Here is a 21,690-nt window from a genome sequence, read left to right as displayed (position 1 = left end):
ATTTCACCGGTAAAAACACAAGTTCACCGGTGAAACCTTAATTTACATCATTCCCATTCCTGGATCCATAGGATAACCACCACCGCCAGAAGCATTTTTATCTTCTTTAATATCAGTGATTGCACATTCTGTTGTTAATAAAAGTCCAGCAATTGAAGCAGCATTTTGAAGCGCACTTCTTGTAACCTTAGCAGGATCAATTATTCCACTCTCAATCATATTTACCCACTTAAAACTGGAAGCATCAAAACCGAGTCCTTTTTTTTCAGTTTTAATTTGATGGATATAAATAGATCCTTCAAAACCAGCATTTGAAATAATCTGTCTCATTGGTTCTTCAAGACTTCTTTTTACAATTTCAAAACCTTGCTTTTCCTCATAACTTAATTTGCTTGTATCTATTGTATCCAAATACATAGCAACTTCAATAAGGGTTGATCCACCACCAGGCACAACACCTTCTTCAACAGCAGCTCGAGTTGCAGAAAGAGCATCTTCAACTCTATGCTTTTTCTCCTTAAGCTCTACTTCAGTAACAGCTCCCACATTAATAACAGCAACTCCACCAACAAGCTTTGCAAGACGCTCTTGAAGCTTTTCTTTATCATATTCAGATGTTGAATCTTCAATTTGTTTTTTAATAAGCTCTGAGCGTTCCTTTATTTGCTCTTTATTACCGGTATTAATAATAGTAGTATTGTCTTTATCAACCTTAATGGTTTTAGCTTGTCCAAGTTGTTCAATCTCAACTGTCTCAAGAGTAAGACCTAGTTCCTCACTAATTAAAACCCCGCCAGTAAGCACTGCAATATCTTCAAGCATGGCCTTTCGTCTATCACCAAAACCAGGAGATTTAATTGCACAAACCTTTAAAGCTCCTCTAACACTATTTAAAACAAGAGCAGCAAGAGCATCCCCTTCAATATCCTCAGCAATAATCAATAAAGGCTTATTTGTCCCTAAAACTTTCTCAAGAACTGGTAAAAGCTCTTTAATAGAACTAATCTTCTTTTCATATATTAATATGAAAGCATCATCAAAACTAACACTCATATTCTCTTTATTGGTGGAAAAATAAGGAGAAAGATATCCTCTGTCAAATTGCATGCCCTCAACATAAGAAATTGTAGTATCAAAAGTTTTTGACTCTTCAACTGTTATAACCCCATCTTTTCCAACTTTATCCATTGCTTCGGCAATTTTTTCGCCTATATAACTGTCATTATTAGCAGAAATTGAAGCTACTTGCGCAATCTCTTCTTTTGTTGTAATTTTCTTTGCAGACTGACGAATTTTCTCAGCAGCCAAATTTACAGCATGATCTATTCCTTTTTTTATTCCAATAGGATTAATTCCTGAAGACACATTCTTAAGGCCTTCTCTTGCAATAGCATAAGCAAGAACAGTGGCAGTTGTTGTTCCATCGCCGGCAACATCATTTGTTTTAATAGCAACTTCCTTTAAAAGCTGCGCTCCCATGTTTTCAAACGAATTTTCAAGCTCAATCTCGCGAGCAACGCTAACCCCATCCTTTGTAACCGTTGGAGAACCGAACTTTTTATCAATAAGAACATTTCTCCCTTTTGGCCCAAGAGTTACTTTTACAGCATTGGATAATTTTTCAACGCCACTAAGTAAGCTTTTTCTAGCATCTTCATTAAAATATATGTCTTTAGCCATAAAAATTTTACCCCTTTTTATACATAAAATAATTTATATTTAACACTATAAGATTAACATAAACTTAATACATTCGCTATAGCGTATTGCTTTCATATATCAAAAAATACAAAATATACGAAACTAACACAAATTTTTATTATATAATGTAAATATTGGCTAATCTTTATATCATAAAGACAAAGAATTTATGTTTAGAAAACTAAAAAAATCAAAAACTTACATTATTATAATTTCAATAACTAAATTTTCAGAAGATAACCTGTTATCAATAATATCAAATATAAAATATTTGATTGAACACAAACGGATAGCTTACAAAATACATTGGACATTTCCAATATACTTTTTTGAAATTTTAAGAGAACATGAAGAATTAAATAAATGGCTATTTGAAAGATTTAAAACCAATAAAGATATATATATGCCTGGAACTTACAGCGGAAGCCCTCATGAATATATGCTACACGATGAAATACATTTAGATTTATATTGGGCATTAAAAAATCCATTCAAAAGTGGATACAAAGACATATTTCAAAATACACCTATTATGCTTTATATATACAACATAGAAAAGTTTAGAAAAAAAGTGACTGAACTTTACAGAAAACTTAATTTCAATTACACAGAGGGAATAAGGCAGAGCAAAAATAAAAAAACTTACTTAATTTTTTATAAAAATAACTGTCAATATTTATATGAAGTCCAAAAAATAGATTCTCCAAAAAGCAACGTAGAAACTCTTATTTATTTTTATGAAATCAAAGAAACTTATGATAATCAAGAATTAAAAAATTTTTTACTTTATTTAAAAGCCTTGGAAAATAACTTACACAGCATCAAGATACAAAATCTAGAAGGATCAAAACTTACTACCGAACTACTAGAAATTCCAAAATTCAACTCCCTTAAAGAGCAGGAGCCAATAATAAATTTTCAAAATAAAAGGCTTAAAGATTATCAAATCAATGAAAAAAGCTTAAGAGAATTTTTAATAAACAAACACCAAGAAGAAATTGTCAAAAATTCAGAATCAATTGCAGCTAAAAACTTGGAATACAATATGGAAGGAAATTTCACACTATCTCACGATCAATACAATATCAAATTCGAAAATGGAAAATTAAATAAAATAAAATTTAAAGACAAAAAAGTAGAATTTCTAAACACATCTAGAACCTATCTCAAAGTTTTGTCGAAAAAAGAATTAATAAGAGAAGCATCTATTGAAAGCTCATTTTCTTTCTCAAATGAAAAAATTTTAGGAATAAAACAATATCTAGCTTTTAACTCTACAAAAAAATCAACAATTGATTTTTTTGTAGATGAGACTATCTCTAGCTTCTTTGTATCCATTAAAATACAATGGCCTTCTAAAATCAATCTAGATAAAAAAACATTAAAAAAATGCAATCCTGATTATCTTCTTGAATATTCAGCCCTTGAAATACCTATTTTTGAAATTGCAAAAGGCACTAATTTAAAAATAACAGCAAAATACAGCGATCTTGATACTTATGAAAAAATAATAATAACTAAAAACAATCCCAAAGGTTACATTAACGGTACAGAATTTTTGATATCTAAAGGAAACGACAAGAACAGTAATTTTTTTATAAGCTTTTTAAATGTTGAAAAACAAATCATACATACAATTAATTATAAAATTGAAAAAATAAATTCTAAAAAATGGTTAATTTTAAACATAGGGGGCTCTTACAACACAGTCAAAATCCAAGACGTAACAAATTACTCTCAAACACTAAATTTAATGATACTGCCATTAAATAATAATTTTGATAACAAAATAAAACTAAATTCAAAAATAAAAAATTTAATTTTTTATACTAATATAAAAAAATATGAAATATAAAAAAATATGAAAATAAATAAATAATAAGTAGTAAAATGTTAATAACTGGGTATAAAATTATCCTAAGAAGAACATAAAAAGTATTTAATCTTTAATTTAAACAAAAAAGGTATAATAATATGAATGATAACATAATAGACGTCCACTCCGCATTGGAAAAAGTTGGCATTACAAATGATCCTGTATTACTGAAAAACTTAACATCAGAATTAGGAATGAAAGCATCTCATTCAAGAAACAGAATAATACTCTACATAGCGTCAAACCCAAAAGAATACTTTACAGCAAAAGACGTTTATAACAAACTTATAAAAGAAATTCCAAGCCTATCAAAGGCAACAGTATATAATACATTAAACATTCTAAAAGAAAGAAACATACTAAAAGACATAAAAACTACTGATCAAAAAGAAACAAAGTTTTATCTAAGCTTAGCTTCCACAATAGCTCACTTTAAATGCAATAAATGCAATCAAGTTCATCCTATCCAACTTGACGACATTAAAGATATTTTGAAAGACAAGCTTGGAGAAAACTGGGAAACAAAATCTATTGAAATAATCTACTCAGGACATTGCAATAATTGTTATAAAAAAGATGCTCATAATAACAACGATGCCCTAGATAGCAAGGGAATTACTGTATGAATATAAAGAATATCATTTTTATAATTATATTCTTATTACTCTTAATACTAGTTAGTCCAAGGATAAAATTTAAAAATGAATTTTCAAAAAAAGCAATTCCCAAAAACATTAAAGAAATTGACAATTACTTATTAAAAGAAGAATTACAATTCAATTTAGAAGGAAATACAAAAAAAGAAGTAATTTGGTATAAAGAGGCACAAAAAACAAAATATTCTGTAGTATACATTCATGGATTTGGAGCATCAAAAAATGAAATTTATCCGGTTCCAAATAATATTGCAAAAGCACTCAATGCAAATCTTTTTTTTACAAGATTAAAAGGACACGGAATTGACAATAAAAATGCATTTCGAGGGATAACTACCCAAGATTGGCTAAGAGACATTGATGAAGCTATTAAAATTGGCAAACTAATAGGTGATAAATTAATATTAATTGGCACCTCTAATGGGGGTGCTGCCTGCATCTGGGCTTTAGCAAACTATCCAGATGAAATAAACTCAGCAGCATTGATTTCTCCTAATGTATTTCCTTACGACAAGAGAACAAATATTGTTTACTATCCCTGGGGACGACAAATTGCATATCTTATAACGGGCGGTTACAATAAATTCGAAACAAAAGAAAATAAAAGAAAAGAGCACATGACTATCAAAAGCTACTCTTCAAAAGTACAACATGTAGACGCAATTATTGCAATGATGGGCCTTGTCAAATTATTAAATTCATATAATTTCAATGAAATCAAAACACCTTTAATAATAACCCACACGCCTAATGATCATACAGTAGACCCAATAAAAATAAACGAATTCATAAAAAATTATGGGGGTGAAAAAAAAGATATTCCCATTATCCTTCTTGAAAATTCATATGCACACGTACCTATTGGAAACCAAAGCTACAAAAGCGCACAAAACACATCATACTTCACGAAGTATGCAGTTGACTTCATAAACAAGACAAATAAGTAATAGCCTCAAGGCTATTTACTTATTAAAAAAATCAATCATTTAGCAATTCTTCTATTTCGTTCTTAAGAACGCTAACACCTGATCCATAAACTACTTGGACCCCATTACCTTTAATAATTATTCCTTTAGAACCCGTTTTTTTTAAAATTTTTTCAGAAACTTTAAGAGCATCTTTTACTGTAATTCTTAGCCTAGTCGCACAACAATCAAGCTCAACAATATTTGAAGCACCTCCAAGTCCAACAATAACCTTAGAAGCATAATTTTCTTCAAATTCACTACTTTTAAAATTTGAAGAATCTCCAGAATTTAAATCTTGTGCTCTACCAGGGGTTTTAAAATCAAACTTATTTATTAAAAATACAAAAGTAAAGTAATAAATAAAAAACCAAACAATACCTATAACTGGCACCAAAATCCAATTAGTTCTTGAATTTCCCTGCAAAATGCCAAAAAGAATAAAATCAATAAACCCTCCAGAAAACGTTTGACCTATTGTAATTTGAAAAATGTGCGCTAGCATGAAAGCAAATCCATCAAATATAGCATGAACAACATAAAGAATGGGAGCTACAAAAAGAAAAGAAAATTCAAGGGGCTCTGTTATGCCTGTTAAAAATGATGTTAAGGCCGAAGATATCAAAAGACCAAAAATTTTTACCCTCTCGTCATGCTTTGCTGTGTAATATAGCGCAAGCGCAGCTCCAGGCAAACCAAACATCATGGTAATAAATCGCCCACTCATAAAACGACTAGTTCCAATAAAAAATTTATCCGTACCTTGAGTAGCAAGTTCTGCAAAAAAAATATTCTGAGTCCCTTCAATCAACTTTCCATCAACAATAACAGATCCCCCAAGGCCTGTTGTCCAAAATGGCAAATAAAATATATGATGAAGACCAAAAGGGCCAAGCATCCTTAAAAAAATTCCATAAATAAGCGTTCCGATATAACCTGTTGAATCTACCAGACCTCCTACCTTATTAATTCCATTTTGTACAAATGGCCAAAAAATAAACATAATTACAGCAAGAAAAATACTAGAAAAAGAAACAATAATCGGCACAAATCTAGATCCCGAAAAAAATCCAAGAACCTTGGGCAAATTTACTTTGTTAAACCTAGAATGAAGATAATAAGTCAGAATACCAACTATAATTCCGCCAAAAACCCCGGTTTCTAAAGTCTTAATTCCAAGAATCAATCCCACAGCACCACTGGAGAAAGACTCTGATTTCCCTGATACATCAATTAAAACCCCAATAGTAGCATTCATCACAAGATAACCAATAAATGCTGCAATTCCAGACGTACCTTTATCAGACTTGGCAAGTCCAACAGCAACCCCAATAGCAAATATTGGAGCTAAATTCGAAAAAATAATAGAACCGGATACACTCATTATCTTGAAAACTGATTGCAAGAAAAAAATATCCAAAAAAGCATACGACTTAACGGTTTCTGGATTAGAAAGAGAGCCACCAATCCCCAAAAGCAACCCCGCTGCTGGTAAAATAGAAATGGGAAGCATTAAAGAACGTCCAAATTTTTGAGCTCGTTCAAAAGCCTTTAACATAATAAAAACCTCCTAAAATAAACAATAAATTAACCTTATAATGTTTAAAATTCTCTTTTAACCCGATTTATTTTCTCTACAAATTTTTTAGTAATCTCAACAGGCCTTGTAATAGCTCCTCCCACAACTATTAAATCAACTCCCATTTCGAAACACTTTTGAGCCTTTAAAGGGGTATCTATTTTTCCTTCCACTATTAAAGTAGCTTTCAAATTAGCATTAATCAAGGTTTTTAAAAAATTAAAATCATTATCTGCAATATCCATACCATTAGTACTTTTTGTATAGCCATACAAAGTTGTTCCAATAAAATCAAATCCCAATTTATCGGCATTAATAGCTTCATCTAAAGAAGAAATATCTGCCATCAAACACTGTTTTGGATATTTCTTTTTAATATTTTCAAAAAAATCATCAAGTAATGCGCCATTAGGTCTATTCCTAAAAGTGGCATCAAGGGCAATTACATCTACTCCTTCATCACAAAGCTCATCGATCTCTTTCATGGTGGGAGTAATAAACACATCACAATTATTATATTTTTTTTTAATAATACCTATTATTGGTAAATCAACTTCCAACTTAATCTGAGCAATATCATTAACTCCGTTGGCTCTTATTCCAACAGCTCCACCTATTTTAGCCGATAAAGCCATCTTAGACATAATAAAACTACTGTGTAAAGGCTCGCTCTCAAGAGCCTGACAAGATACTATTAACCCTCTTTTAATTTTTGCAATAATAATCAAACCTCCTATAAAATTTATTTTTTTAAACAAATACAAAAACTTAAATACAGATTATATTTTTTTTTTAAAAAAAACAATTCTTTTAAAGAAAATTAACATATAACACAAATTAACAACATAAAAACAAAAATAATTTATTATTCAATACACACTAAGCTATAATTTAAGCATGATAAATAAAATAAACTGGTTTCCTGGCCACATGAAAAGAGCCTTAGATCTGATAAAGCATAATTTAAAAAAAACCAATATTGTGCTAGAAATACTTGATGCTAGAGCTCCATTTAGTAGTAAAAATCCATTAACTGAAAAAATTATTAAAAATCAAACCAAAATAATTCTTTTGCACAAATCTGATATTGCTCAAGTAACTGAAATTATAAAATGGAAAATATATTTTGAAAATCTTGGCAATACTGTAATAATAAGCAATATTTACAAAAAAGGAATGCGTAAGCAAATATTAGATAGTATTAAAAAATTGGTCATTGTTAAAAAGATAAAAAATTATAAAGAAAAAATAAAGGTTTTAATTATTGGGGTCCCGAATGTTGGAAAATCTTCAATAATAAATCTATTATCTGGTAAAAAAAGCGCAAAAGTTGCTAACAAACCTGGATATACTAAAAATATACAAATAGTAAAAATAACTGAAGAAATCAATCTTTTTGATATGCCGGGAATTTTATGGCATAACCTAGCAGACCAATCAATTGCAAAAAAACTTGCAATATTGGATATAATCAAAAATGAAATAGTAGACAATATAGATCTTGCATTATATTTACTTGAAATAATGGACCAAAATAATAAAAATATTTTACTAAAAAAATACGAAATATATCATAAAAATTCACTTGATATTCTACAAAATTTTGCAAAAGCAAGAAAATTAATCCATAAAAAAAATGAACTCAACCTTGAGAAAGCATCAAAAATACTAATTAAAGAATTCAGAGAAGGCAAATTTGGGAAAATAATTCTTGACAAGAATTATAATGCCTTTTAAAAAAGGCATTTACATAAACAATAATATTAAGTATAATCTTGATTTGTATTAAATACAGCCATAAGGAGGTTGGAATTAGTTGGATAATTGTATCCTAGAGATTAAAAATTTAAGTCATTATTATGATAACAATGGAAACAAAACTTTAGATAACATAAATTTAAAAATTAAAAAAAATGAGTTTATTACATTATTAGGCCCATCTGGATGTGGAAAAACAACATTAATAAAAATATTGGGTGGTTTTTTAAATCAAAAAAATGGAGAAATTTATTTCTTTTCTAAAGAAATATCTAAAATTAGTCCGAATGAAAGAGAAATTAATACTGTATTTCAAAATTATGCACTTTTCCCACATATGAATGTTTTTGACAATATTTCATTTGGGCTTAGAATGAAAAAAACACCAAAAGATATAATAAAAGAAAAAGTAAAAACATCTCTTTCGTTAATAGGAATGCCAAAATATGCATACAGAAATATTAACGAACTATCGGGGGGACAAAAACAAAGAGTTGCAATAGCAAGAGCAATGGTAATGGAACCTAAGCTTTTATTACTAGATGAACCACTTTCTGCTCTTGATTTAAAGATGCGACAAGAGATGCAAAAAGAATTAAAAAAAATACAGCGCCAACTTGGAATCACATTCATATACGTCACTCATGACCAAGAGGAAGCATTGACAATGAGCGACAGAATTGTTGTAATGAATGAGGGAATAATTCTACAAGTAGGAACACCTGAAGAAATTTACAATGAACCTAAAACAAAATTCGTAGCCGATTTTATTGGAGAAAGTAATATTTTTGATGGAACATACAAAAAAGAGCTGGTTGTAAGTTTGCTCGGCCATGAATTTGAATGCCTTGACAAAGGATTTGAAGCTGAAGAATCAGTTGACCTTGTAATACGCCCAGAAGATATAAAACTACTCCCAAAAGGAAAAGGACATCTAAGCGGAACTATAATATCTGCAATTTTTCAAGGGGTTCATTATGAAATGACTCTAGAAATTCAAAAAACAAATTGGATAGTTCAAAGCACAAGACTTACAAAAGTTGGAGAAGAGGTTGACATATTTTTAGAACCTGATGATATTCATGTTATGCATAAGGAATAATAATTGTGAAAAAATTGATATTAATTATGTACTCTATATTCTTATTAACATTTAGCATACTTCCTTTACTAATAATCATATTGCTGGGATTTTTAAATGAAAAACATGAATTTACAATTCATAATTTTATTAGACTTTTAAACCCAAGTTATCTTAGCATCTTTTCAAGAAGCCTGAAACTAGCAACAATAGCAACAATTTTTTGCATTTTAATAGGCTATCCCGCTGCCTGGCTAATTTCATTATCAAAAAAAAGTGCTCAAAACAAATTAATAATAATGATAATACTTCCCATGTGGATAAATACATTGCTTAGAACTTACGCGTGGATGAGAATACTTGGAAAAAACGGACTTATCAACAACTTATTTGAAAAAATTGGAATTGGAAATTTAGATCTTCTTTACAATGAACAAGCTGTTACAATAGGCATGGTATATAATTTTTTACCTTTCATGATCTTGCCAATATATACAGGATTTTTAAAAATCAAATCAGAATATATTGAAGCAGCACAAGATCTTGGAGCAAGAATATGGCAAACACTAATTTATATAAAAATACCCTTAACACTCTCTTACCTGGCAACAGGAATAATTATGGTATTTATTCCTTCAATCACAGTATTTGTCATTTCAGATTTGCTAGGAGGCTCTAAACAAATTTTGATAGGAAACCTAATAAGCAAACAATTTCTTTTCGTAGAAGACTGGAATACTGGAGCTGCAATTTCATTTATTTTAATGTTAGTAATATTAATTTTTAATTTAATAATAATAAAATTAATGCAAAAAAATAATGGGGAGTAAAGTATGTTTAGGACTTTTAAAAACATTTTCTTATTTCTAATACTCAGCTTTATTTACCTCCCAATAATAATCTTAATAATTTATTCCTTTAACTCTGGTGATAGTGGATTTATATGGCAAGGATTTAGTCTAAAATGGTATAAAGAAATTTTTTCCTCAAGGCAAATCAAATCAGCAATATTTAATACCATTTTAATAGCTACAATCTCATCTTTAACATCTGTTGTTATTGGAATTATTGGTGCTTACGCAATCTACAAATCAGAAAACAAAAAATTAAAAACAATACTATTGTCAGCAAATAAAATAACAATAATTAATCCAGACATCGTAACGGGAATAAGCTTAATGACATTTTATTCCGCAATAAAAATGCAATTGGGATTTTCTACAATGCTAATATCACATATAATTTTTTCAACACCGTACGTAGTAATAATAATTTTGCCCAAATTATATTCTCTTCCCAATAATATTATTGATGCCGCCAAGGATCTTGGAGCCTCAGAAATTCAGATATTCTTCAATATAATTTATCCAGAAATCGTCGGGAATATAGCAACTGGAGCTCTTATTGCCTTTACGTTATCAATAGATGATTTTTTGATATCATTTTTCACTACTGGACAAGGATTTAATAATTTAGCTATTCTAATAAACTCGCTAACAAAAAGGGGCATTAAACCCGTAATAAATGCTATTTCTGCTATATTGTTTTTTGCAATATTAAGCCTTTTGTTTATTATTAATAAATTTATAGGAATTAAAAAATTAACAACAGATGCTGAGCTTTAAAACAAAAAAAGGGGTACTTATGAAAAAAATTTTTATATTAATAACAATCCTTACAACTTTTACTTGCGCTAAAAAAGATATAGTAACCTTAAACGTATTTAATTGGGCAGAATATATTGACGAGAGCTTATTAGATCAATTTGAAAAGGAAAATAATATAAAAATTAATTATGAAATCTTTCATAACAATGAAGAAATGATAGCTAAATTTAACACCACAAAAAACTACTACGATATAATAGTTCCATCAGAATATTTAATCCAAGAATTAATCGATGAAGGCAAAATTGAAAAATTAGATTACTCAAAATTGCCAAACGTAACAAAAAATATTTCTCAAAATCTAACAAACCTAGAACATGATCCTGGCAATCTTTATTCAGTACCAGCTTACTGGGGATTAATGGGAATACTTTACAATAAAACCAAAATAGATTTAAATGACATGCAAGGTTTTGACATACTATTTAATAAAAAATATAAAAAGGAGATTACAATGTTGGATTCTCCTAAAGACAATATTGGAGTCGCTTTAAAAAAGCTTGGATACTCAATAAATGAACATAATATAGACAAAATCAAAGAAGCTGGTGAACTTTTAAAAATCCAAAATCCACTATTAATCGGATATTTCTCAGATGTGCCTGCAAAATCATTAATGCTAAATGAAGAAGCATCTATTCAACTTACATGGAGTGGTGAAGCACAAAGCGCCATGCTAAAAGATAGAAACTTGGATTTTTATGCGCCAGAAAACACCAATCTATGGATAGACGCATTTGTAATTCCTATTGATGCTCCAAATAAAAACTTGGCTTACAAGTTTATAAACTTTCTATACAACAATGAACCATCTTATAAAAATTTCAAAGAAACCAGATATAACTCTCCAAATAAAAATGTAATAAAAAGAATAGAAGAAGAAGCAAAAAACAATCCTGAAATGAAATTGTATTTAGAAGAAAAATTTCTACCAAAAGATTTTTCCAAATTTGAAATCTTTAGAAAAATACCTAAAAAAATAAAAGAGGAAATGCTCAAAATATATTTAAATCTATCTTCTTAAATATTTAAAAACAAAAAAATCTTAAAAGTTTTTAAGATTTTCGGTCAATATTTAAAAGAAATTTAAATACTAATCTTATATCAAGTCCAATTATAGACAAAGCAATCAATAACACTAAAAATCCCTGATAAATTAAAAATGGGAAAATCTCAAAAGGAGAAAGCCTTCCTTTTGTAAAATCTATAAGAGCTATAACATGCATACTATGAGGCAAAATACTTAAAAAAAAGCACGAAGACATACAAAGTAAAGCTGCAATACGCTTTGAACTTAAATTGTTCTCCTTAGTTATTGATCTTACAACAGAACCACTCATTAAAATAGCAAGTCCATTATTTGCAAGAAACACAGTTAAAATGCCAACTAAAAACACAATCACAAATTCTGAAGTCCTCTTAGACTTTGACACTTTTTGCAACTTTAACAGTAACCAATCAAACCCTCCATACTTAATTGCCATATAAGAAATTCCGCCTGTAAAAACAACAAGAATAAACATTTCCCCTAAGCCTAAAAATCCTTCATTGATTTTTTTAGCCAGCAATAAAAAAGTAATATCTGAGTAATAAATCCCAATAATACCAGCAACAACAATACCTAAAAACAAGGCTAAAAATACATTAAAGCCTGAAATTGCAACGGCCATAACAAAAATATATGGAATAATTTTAAAAAAATTTATATCACCAGATTCAATAATAAAACTATTAGCCTTACTATAATAAGGTCCTAAAAATGCAAAAACAATGCTTGCTAAAATTGCTGCTGGGAAAGTATAAAAAGCTCCGTTTTTGAAAACATCAACAATATTAACCTTTTGAGTATGACTTGAAATAATAGGAGTATCTGATATTAAAGACATATTGTCCCCAAATGCACCAGCACTAAGAATGGCACCAGCAACCAATGGAAGAGGAATGTTTACCTTATCTGCAAGTTCTAAAGCAATAGGAGCAACAGCAACAACAGTTCCCATAAAACTTCCAGTAGAAAAAGACAAAAAAAGAGTAATTAAAAAAATGCCACATACTAGCAAATTCAATGGAACATATTTAAGACCAATATTCACTACAGCATCAACGCTTCCTATTTCTTTGCAAACAGCGGAAAAAGCACCAGACAACATAAATATTAAAGATATAAAAATAACATCTTGTTGGGCGCAACCTTCAATAAATTTATTCATTTTTGCTAAAAAAGATCCTCTAAAAACAATAAATGTCAAAACAATAGCAACAAACATAGCAAATACGGGAGGCATTTGATAAAATGCCCTTTCTACACCATTAAAATAAAGAACAAGTCCAGTACCAATATAAATCCCTATAAAAAGAAAAAAGGGCGCAAGTCCCCAAAAATTTGGAACTATATTAGTTTCTCTTTCCAATTTCAAACCTCCTAAATCTATAATACAATTAAAAACAATTGATTCTAAATAAAATTAATAAAAATTGAACAATGCATATCTTAAAATTTTCAAAATTTTTATTTTTTTAAAAAATATAAAAAAAGCTTTTTGATATCAATTCCTAAAATAGATAAAATAACAAAAAACAATAAAAATCCAAAATAAACTAAAAATGGCAAAACACTAATAGGCGACACAAGTCCATTTGAAAAGCCTACTAAAATAATCATTTGAGCACCATAAGGAATAATACCTTGAAAAATACAGGAGAACATATCTAAAATAGAAGCACTTCTTTGAAAACTGATGTTATTTTCAAAAGCTATTTTTTTTGCTACTTTGCCGCAAATAAGTATGGCAATCGTGTTATTAGCAAGAAAAACATCGACTATTGAAACGAAAGTCCCAATAGAAAATTCAGCTGAAATTTTTCCTTTAATCAAAGATTTCAATTTAACAAGTAACCATTTAAAGCCTCCATTATGAATCACCGTGAAAGAAACTCCCCCTGTTAAAATTGAGAGAAAAATTAAATCTGCCATATTTAAAAATCCTTTATTAATATTTTTCATTACATCTAGAAAGTATAAATTACCATACAAAACACTAATAAGACATATAGAAAAAATACCCCAAAAAAGGACTAAAAAAACATTCATTCCGGCCAAAGAAAAAAAGATAATTATTAAATAAGGCACGGTTTTCACCAAATCTATTGAACTTTCATGTAAAAAGTTTGTAGTATTAAGCAAATTTCCAGAAAGAAAGAAAAAAGAAAAAAAAGTCAGTATAGCAGATGGAAAAGCATAAAAACTGCTACTAATAAAAACATCTAAGATACTACTACCTTGAGTTCGACTAGAAACAATGGTTGTATCTGATATTAAAGAAAGATTATCTCCAAACATAGCTCCACACATTACAGATGCTGCTATTAAATTAGGATTAATATTGCTTTTAACAGCAATATTAAAAGCAATAGGAGCAATTGCAACAATAGACCCAACAGAAGTTCCTGCAGAAAAAGAGAGAAAGCAAGTTATAAAAAATATACCAGAAACAATCCAATTGGGATTAATATATTTAATCCCCAAATTTGCTACAGTTTCAACACAACCCATTTCTCTGCAAAGAGAAGAGAAAGCTCCTGAAAGCATAAAAATAAGACACATTAGTATAATGTCGTACTGAGCGGCCCCTTTAATAAATATATGAATTTTGTCGGAAAATTTTCCTTTAAATATTAAAAAACAAACAATAGAAGCAAAAAACATTGCAACGCTGGCCGGCAATTGATAAAAGGCCATTTCTACGCCAAGAACTCCTAAATAAATTCCAGTACCTAAATAAATAACAATAAAGACAAAAAAAGGAACAAGCCCAAAAAAATTTGGTTGAACTCTTACTTCAGTATTTTCCATATACATCCTTTAAATATAAGCACCTATTATTAAAAAAGATAACTATACTTTTTAATAATAACTCAAATTATTAATCGCTACATAAATTTACAATAGGCTCAAGAGTCAAAATCCCCAATTTTCTTGAAATATTAAAAAAGAAAAATAAAATTTATCAAAAATTTTACTACTAAGTTGCAAGAAATAAAAACCTGATGGTATTAAATTGCAATAAAGTAAGTGTTAAAAATAAATAGGAATAAATTATAAAAAAATTTTTATCTCATTTGTCTTTTTAAAAAACTGGAAAATCAAATTTTTCGCCAAAAATGATCTTTTTCTAAAATAGAATCGATCTCTTTTGGGCCCTCAGACCCATAAAAATAATTACAAATTTCAATATCTGCCCATTTATTTGCAACATCTGAAACAAATTCCCAAGAACTTTCAATCTCATCACTTGTAGCATATAAAGTGCCATCCCCTAAAAAAGCGTCTAACAACAAACGCTCATAAGCCTCATCAAACAATCTTTTAAATGTACCGTGATATGAAAATTCCATATTAGCAGTCTGGATTTCATAATTATATCCGGGTTTCTTGGTATTGAATTTAATTTCAATTCCATCTCTTGGCTGAATCCTAAATATTAAAGCATTGGAAAAATCAACAGAGCTATTGTCAAAAAGAGTAAAGCTTGGTTTTTTAAATTGAATGTATATTTCTGAAAATTTCCTAGCAAGACCTTTGCCAGTTCTCAGATAAAAAGGAACACCGGACCAACGCCAATTATTAATAAACACCTTCATAGCTAAATAAGTCTCGGTATTTGAATTTCCCAATGATTCTGCTTCATCTTTATAGCCTTTTTTAAAAACTCCTTGAACTTGTGAACCTACGTATTGTCCCTTAACAATACAATTTTTAATATCCTCTTTGCTAATTTTTCTCAAACTTTTTATAACTTTAACCTTCTCATCATGAATAAACTCAGAATCAAATTTAATAGGAGATTCCATTGCAACAAGACTTAACAATTGTAAAATATGATTTTGAACCATATCCTTCAAAGCTCCGACAGAATCGTAATACTCCGCTCTTCCGTCAAGCCCCAATTCTTCAGCCACCGTAATCTGAACAAAATCTACATAACGATTATTCCAAATATTTTCAAAAATAGAATTACCAAATCTAAATGTAAAAATATTTTGAACTGTCTCTTTACCCAAATAGTGATCTATTCTATAAATTTGATCTTCTCTAAAAGCAGAATAAAGCAAACAATTTAATTTTTTTGCCGTTTCAAGGCTAGAACCAAAAGGCTTCTCAAGAACTATTTTTGACAAAGTCAATCTTTCGCTTAAAAAATACTTTTTTAAATGATTAATTATTGATCCATAAAATATAGGAGACGTTGAAAGGTAATATATTGTTTCTCGGCTTTTATCTAAAAATTTAAATAATTTTAGATAAGGCTCCTTTTCATTAAAATCACCAAATACATAAATAAAAAAATTTAAAAAAATTTCGATCAAAGAATCAGTCTCTTCCTGCCATAAAGAATCTTTAATATACAATCTAAATTCTTTATCTGTAAAAATTTTACGAGAAAAGCCAATAACTCTAAAATTGCTAATACATTTATTTTTAAATAAATTAAAAAGCGAAGGAATAAGTTTTTTTCTAGACAAATTCCCAGTAACCCCAAAAATTACAATATCAAAATTAGAAACACTTTTTTCTTTCATAGAATTTAGTCCAATCTGGCCAATTTATTATATATTACAAAATATATATATTCATGAATATTAACAAATAAAAATTAGGCTAAAATTAAATATTATTTTTTTATAAACAAAACTAGTATATAATAAGGAGAATGAAAAATCTATCACTATTCACAGATTTTTATGAAATTTCAATGATGAATGCTTATTTTACAAAAGGTATTAATCCTAAAGCAAAGTTTGAAGTATTTTTTAGAAAAACACCGTTTAAAAATGGATATATTGTTTTAGCCGGAATGCATACATTAATTAATGAATTAAAAAATATTCATTTCAATAAAAATGAACTTAAATATTTAAAAAGCTTGAATATATTGGATGAACAATTTTTAAACTTTCTCAAAGAATTCAAACTAAACATAAAAATAAGCGCAATAGAAGAAGGTCGTCTAGTTTTTCCCTACACACCAGTAGCTGTGATTGAAGGACATCTAATAGAATTACTATTAATAGAAGGGCTGGTTTTAAATATATTAAACTTTGAGAGTTTAATAGCAACAAAAACCGCAAGGATAAAAGAATCTGGTGCAAAAATTTTAGCAGAACTTGGACTAAGAAGAGCGCAAGGAATAAATGGAGCACTCTCTGCCAGCAAAGCTGCCTACATAGGAGGAGCAGACTTTACAAGCAATATGCTTGCTGGATATAAATACAACATACCAGTCACAGGAACAATGGCTCATAGCTGGGTAATGAGTTTTGAAAATGAAGAACAAGCATTCAGAGAATATGCCAAAACATACCCAAGCAAAGTAAGTTTACTAATTGACACTTATGACACACTTAAAAGTGGATTAAAAAATGCCATTAAAATATTTAAGGAACTAAAACGAGACGAAAAAAATAATTTTTCAATACGAATTGACAGTGGGGATCTTGAATATCTAAGCAAAGCAGCAAGAAAAGAATTAAACCAAAATGGATTAAATCACGTAAAAATTATTGCGTCTAATGAGCTTGACGAAAATATTATTATGTACTTAAATTCAATAAATGCTCCAATTGATATTTGGGGTGTTGGAACAAATTTAGTTACAGCAAAAGGAGATCCAAACCTTTCAGGAGTATATAAAATGATCTCTATAGAAAAAAATGGAAAATTTATGCCAAAAATAAAAATATCAAATAACACAGAAAAATCAACATTACCCGCCCAAAAAGAAGTTGCAAGAATCTATTTAAATGGCCAAATGATCTTTGATTTTATATTTTTAAAAGAAGAAAAAGATCAAATCAAAGATCATCTAGATTCAAGAAAGGAACTTGCCATTTTTCATCCAATACAAGACAACGTTTTCAAAATCATCAAACAATATGATAATTTTGAATTTTTGATTCACACTGTCTTAGAAAATGGAAAACTTAGCAAAGGCTATGAATCTAGTTTAAGCAATATTAGAAATAAAGCAAAACTTGACTTAAGCAAGCTTGAACATACTTACAGAAGAATAATTAATCCCCACATATACAAAGTGAGTATCAGTAAAAACTTAAGAAAGTTGAAAAACAAGCTCATAGAAGATAATAAAAGCAATTAATATCTGTGAATATATATAAAACTAACAAAGTAAATAAAATTTATAATAAAATTAAAGAATTAACTCAAAACGACAGTATCTTTAAAAAAGAAACACTCATCATAGTAAAAAACGATCTTTTAAAAGAAGAAATTAAAAAAACTATGGCAAAACTTAATGGGATTTCTTATAATCTAAATATTAAAAAGAATGCTGTAAAAAGCATATATGAAATTTCTTTAAAAAATCCCAATATAAAAAAATACATAGAAAAAAACACTTTTTCATTTTACTTGGAAACAGAAAAATTCATTTTATATCACATATTGAAAACTGAAAAACTAAAATACATAAAAGATTTCAAATCAACAAGAAATAGATACTTTTTTGCATCAAAAATAATAGATTTATTCCACCATTATTACTCAAAATTTTCAAAATTAATTGAAACCTGGGAAAACAATGGATTTTTATTCCAAGAAGAAAATTTAAAACCCTACGAAAACATGCAAAAAGAATTATTTCAAAAGCTATTTGAAAAGCAAAAAAATATTTTAAACTTAAACAAAAAAATAATTCTAGAAAAGCCAACAAAAAATATAGAAATTGAAATTAAAAAAATAATATTTATTGGCAATAATAGAGAAATTGAAAAAAAAATTCTTAACTCTTTAGAAAAAATTTTTGATTTTGAAGTGCATGTATTAATCTTTGAAGATTTGCTCAACTATAAATCTACTCTTGTTGAGGAATTATTATTAACAAAAGAAAAAATCAACCCAATAGAATATCGGGCTTTAGAAAAAGTAGATATTGAATTATTTAAAAGTAAAAATTTCTTAACAAGCATTAAAAATAACATTATAGCAAGAACTCCGCTTTCAAAATTAGACGATAGCTTCAAAATAATAGAAGCTAAGAATCAAAAACGTGAAGTAGAAATTTTAGCAAACCAAATAGTACACTCAATACAAAAAAATAACCTAAAATTAAGCGAAATAGCAATAACTTGTTTACAAGAAAAATTTAATGAATATTTACCACATATAGAAGAGTGCCTAAATAAATATGAAATCGAATATAGTGTCCTATGTCATAACAATTTATCAAAAGGAGAAAGTATAATAGCCTTAAAAAGGCTAATGGATCTTTTTATATCAAAAAACGAAACAATTAGTAATTTCAGCAGAAAAGAAGTATTTAATCTGCTAAGTAATAACAAAGTAATGAAAAAATTTAATATATCAGCATCTGAATTAAACTATTTAATAGAATTTAGCGATGCAATGAACATTAGTTTTGGAGCAAACAACATTCACAAAGAAAATTTAAAGTATGATAAAAACTTTTTAAACTCATGGGAAGACGGATTTAATCGATTTTTAATGTCTGAAATATTTGACGAAAAATACGAAGAGGAATTTCAAAAAGAAACCGTAAGATTTCAAGATCAAGAATCAATAATAAAACTTATAACAATAGTAAAAAGTTTGTACGAAGATATAAACTATTTTAAAAATAAAACATATAAAGTATATGAATGGGCAAAAATAATAGATATTTTTATTCAAAAATATATTGATCTTGAAGAATTTAATACAACTGATGAATATTTACAAAATAAAATAAAATCTTTTAAAAATTTTCCCAAAGATTTTAATGACAATCTTTGCAAAAACTATTTAAAAGAAATTAATGAAATAAAAATTGAATTTTATCTTTTTAAGATTATGCTTGAAGAAAGTCTTGAAAAAGAAAAATACGGAGTAATGTATAAAAAAAATGGAATATTGATTGCCAATTACAAAGAAATTGAATATCTTCAAAAAAAAGAAATTCATTTTTTGGGATTTCAAAAATTCAACTCTAAAATAGATTATGATAATATGAATTTATTAAATGAGTACTATGAATATGAGAACACCGAAAAAGAAGCAATCACAGCGCTTTTTAATTTAATTTTTGCAACATCGGAAAAATTTTACATTTACTACTCATTTCAAGATAATCTAAACCCAGAAATCAATATGTCAAAAACAATAAGCAAAATACTTGATCACATACAAAAGTATGAAAAAAATTTTCAAATAGAAAAACATCCAAATGAAAACCATGACTTAGCATATTTTAAAGATGCAAAAGAGAATTATTTAATAAACTATGATTTAGAAGCCTTTAATATAGCCAAAATAATACAAAATTCTCAACCAATTAAGTTTAAACAAAATAAAATTCAACTAAAAAGCCCAATTAAGCTAAATTTATACGAATTGAAAAACGCACTTTCTAATCCCTACAAACATTTTTATGAAAAAACTTTAAACGTTAAAATACAAGACATAAGATTAGAAAATGAAATCAAAGAAAAACAAGAAGAACAAATTTTCAACACTATTGAGATTATTTACAAACTTATAAAAAATTCAATACCGCTGCATGAATACATAATGGGGAAAAAAGATGATGCAAATAAAGCAATAGAAATTATTAAAAACCACATTAAATATGAAATACAACAAGGAAATATTCCTTTCAACATAAATCAAAAAACGACTGTGGATGATGTCTTTAAAAAAATAAATAAATTAAAATTCAATGCTACTGAAAACTTAAAAAAGCTTTCAGTAATGACAGAAACCAACATTAAATTTTGTCAAAAAATAAAACTAAATTTCCAAAAAAAAAATATAGAATTTGAATTAAAAAAAGATATTGAGAACGTATACAAAATCGAAAACGATTATTTTTATTTAAATTTTGTAAAAAAAGACTATTGCAGCATCCCGGATAAAATAAAAGATGAAATAGATTTATATATAACAGGACTGCTAGTAAAAAAAGAAATACAAAATTTCAATTCATTAACAGAAGTAAAAATTGATCTTGAAAGCTTATCCTCAAAAACAACTATTTCATATCACCACAAAGAAATAATAATTGATGACATTGAAAATATGCTTATGCAATTTGCATACATATCAAGCTATCCAACTCCAATTTACCAAAGCTTGATAATTAAAGCTTTAACAAAAACAAATCAAAATAATTTTTCAAATTGTTTTAAGAATTTCATAAAAATGGAAATAGAAAACCCCTCTAAAGCTTATTTCACAAGCAAAGCACATGAGAGATTCTTAAAAATTAGCGAAATAACGCTTTGTGATTACTATAATAGATTTAAAGATACCCATGATTTCAAGCTAGACGAAAATTTACTAATATTAATAGAAAAATTTTATATTAAATTTGTAAGGACAAAAAATTAACATTC

The 21,690-nt window shown here is 28.0% G+C and carries 16 protein-coding genes; 10 read left to right on the top strand and 6 right to left on the bottom strand.

Annotation, left to right across the window (positions count from 1 at the left end; genetic code table 11):
- Positions 1–42 precede the first annotated feature (42 nt).
- Positions 43–1,680, bottom strand: coding sequence for a chaperonin GroEL (groL, locus tag QIA21_RS03885; protein WP_091971864.1), 1,638 nt, complete (start codon positions 1,678–1,680; stop codon positions 43–45).
- A 190-nt stretch (positions 1,681–1,870) separates the two neighbouring features.
- Between groL and QIA21_RS03880 the strand changes: the two genes are divergently transcribed.
- The 3 genes from QIA21_RS03880 (at position 1,871) to QIA21_RS03870 (ending at position 5,180) form a co-directional block, all read left to right on the top strand.
- A complete protein-coding gene (locus QIA21_RS03880) occupies positions 1,871–3,556 on the top strand; it encodes a histidine kinase (RefSeq protein ID WP_091971866.1) in 1,686 nt (561 codons plus the stop codon).
- Positions 3,557–3,675: 119 nt separating this feature from the next.
- The gene (bosR, locus tag QIA21_RS03875; protein WP_301393198.1) at positions 3,676–4,203 is read left to right on the top strand and encodes an oxidative stress transcriptional regulator BosR; all 528 of its coding nucleotides are present in this window, start codon (positions 3,676–3,678) and stop codon (positions 4,201–4,203) included.
- Positions 4,200–5,180 carry an alpha/beta hydrolase gene (locus tag QIA21_RS03870; RefSeq protein ID WP_301393197.1) on the top strand — a complete coding sequence of 327 codons (981 nt, stop codon included), beginning with the start codon at positions 4,200–4,202 and terminating at the stop codon, positions 5,178–5,180. The genes bosR and QIA21_RS03870 overlap by 4 nt, the downstream gene beginning before the upstream one ends.
- A 31-nt stretch (positions 5,181–5,211) precedes the next feature.
- On the opposite strand, the gene QIA21_RS03865 is transcribed toward QIA21_RS03870, so the two are convergent.
- Positions 5,212–6,756, bottom strand: coding sequence for a maltose/glucose-specific PTS transporter subunit IIC (locus tag QIA21_RS03865; RefSeq protein ID WP_301393196.1), 1,545 nt, complete (start codon positions 6,754–6,756; stop codon positions 5,212–5,214).
- A 44-nt stretch (positions 6,757–6,800) separates the two neighbouring features.
- Positions 6,801–7,505 carry an N-acetylmannosamine-6-phosphate 2-epimerase gene (locus QIA21_RS03860; RefSeq protein ID WP_301393195.1) on the bottom strand — a complete coding sequence of 235 codons (705 nt, stop codon included), beginning with the start codon at positions 7,503–7,505 and terminating at the stop codon, positions 6,801–6,803.
- A 169-nt stretch (positions 7,506–7,674) separates the two neighbouring features.
- Here QIA21_RS03860 and ylqF point away from each other — a divergent pair, with 169 nt between their 5' ends.
- The 5 genes from ylqF (at position 7,675) to QIA21_RS03835 (ending at position 12,307) form a co-directional block, all read left to right on the top strand.
- On the top strand, positions 7,675–8,514 hold the full coding sequence (ylqF, locus tag QIA21_RS03855; protein WP_091971876.1) for a ribosome biogenesis GTPase YlqF: 840 nt from the start codon (positions 7,675–7,677) through the stop codon (positions 8,512–8,514).
- 79 nt (positions 8,515–8,593) lie between these two features.
- Complete coding sequence (locus tag QIA21_RS03850; protein WP_091971878.1) at positions 8,594–9,637, top strand: ABC transporter ATP-binding protein; 1,044 nt, start codon at positions 8,594–8,596, stop codon at positions 9,635–9,637.
- A 5-nt stretch (positions 9,638–9,642) separates the two neighbouring features.
- Positions 9,643–10,446, top strand: coding sequence for an ABC transporter permease (locus QIA21_RS03845; protein WP_091972284.1), 804 nt, complete (start codon positions 9,643–9,645; stop codon positions 10,444–10,446).
- A 3-nt stretch (positions 10,447–10,449) separates the two neighbouring features.
- On the top strand, positions 10,450–11,241 hold the full coding sequence (locus QIA21_RS03840; protein WP_301393194.1) for an ABC transporter permease: 792 nt from the start codon (positions 10,450–10,452) through the stop codon (positions 11,239–11,241).
- Between the two features lie 19 nt (positions 11,242–11,260).
- Positions 11,261–12,307 (top strand): ABC transporter substrate-binding protein, encoded by a 1,047-nt coding sequence (locus QIA21_RS03835; protein ID WP_301393193.1) that lies wholly within the window; start codon positions 11,261–11,263, stop codon positions 12,305–12,307.
- Positions 12,308–12,338: 31 nt separating this feature from the next.
- On the opposite strand, the gene QIA21_RS03830 is transcribed toward QIA21_RS03835, so the two are convergent.
- From QIA21_RS03830 to zwf, 3 genes are all read right to left on the bottom strand, one after another.
- Positions 12,339–13,694 (bottom strand): Na+/H+ antiporter NhaC family protein, encoded by a 1,356-nt coding sequence (locus QIA21_RS03830; RefSeq protein ID WP_301393192.1) that lies wholly within the window; start codon positions 13,692–13,694, stop codon positions 12,339–12,341.
- Between the two features lie 98 nt (positions 13,695–13,792).
- Positions 13,793–15,136: a Na+/H+ antiporter NhaC family protein gene (locus QIA21_RS03825; RefSeq protein WP_301393191.1), complete on the bottom strand. Its 1,344-nt coding sequence runs from the start codon at positions 15,134–15,136 to the stop codon at positions 13,793–13,795.
- Between the two features lie 290 nt (positions 15,137–15,426).
- Complete coding sequence (gene zwf / locus QIA21_RS03820; RefSeq protein WP_301393190.1) at positions 15,427–16,863, bottom strand: glucose-6-phosphate dehydrogenase; 1,437 nt, start codon at positions 16,861–16,863, stop codon at positions 15,427–15,429.
- 131 nt (positions 16,864–16,994) lie between these two features.
- Here zwf and QIA21_RS03815 point away from each other — a divergent pair, with 131 nt between their 5' ends.
- Both QIA21_RS03815 and QIA21_RS03810 read left to right on the top strand, forming a co-directional pair.
- Positions 16,995–18,440, top strand: coding sequence for a nicotinate phosphoribosyltransferase (locus tag QIA21_RS03815; protein WP_301393189.1), 1,446 nt, complete (start codon positions 16,995–16,997; stop codon positions 18,438–18,440).
- Positions 18,441–18,445: 5 nt separating this feature from the next.
- Entirely contained in the window at positions 18,446–21,685 is a 3,240-nt protein-coding gene (locus QIA21_RS03810) for a PD-(D/E)XK nuclease family protein (protein WP_301393188.1), read from the top strand.
- Positions 21,686–21,690: the final 5 nt, after the last annotated feature.

This window comes from Borreliella japonica (assembly GCF_030438115.2).
In the GTDB taxonomy this organism is placed as follows: Bacteria; Spirochaetota; Spirochaetia; order Borreliales; family Borreliaceae; genus Borreliella; species Borreliella japonica.
The sequence above is the reverse complement of the archived record's forward strand: the minus strand, read 5'-3'. Positions and strand labels throughout refer to the sequence as shown.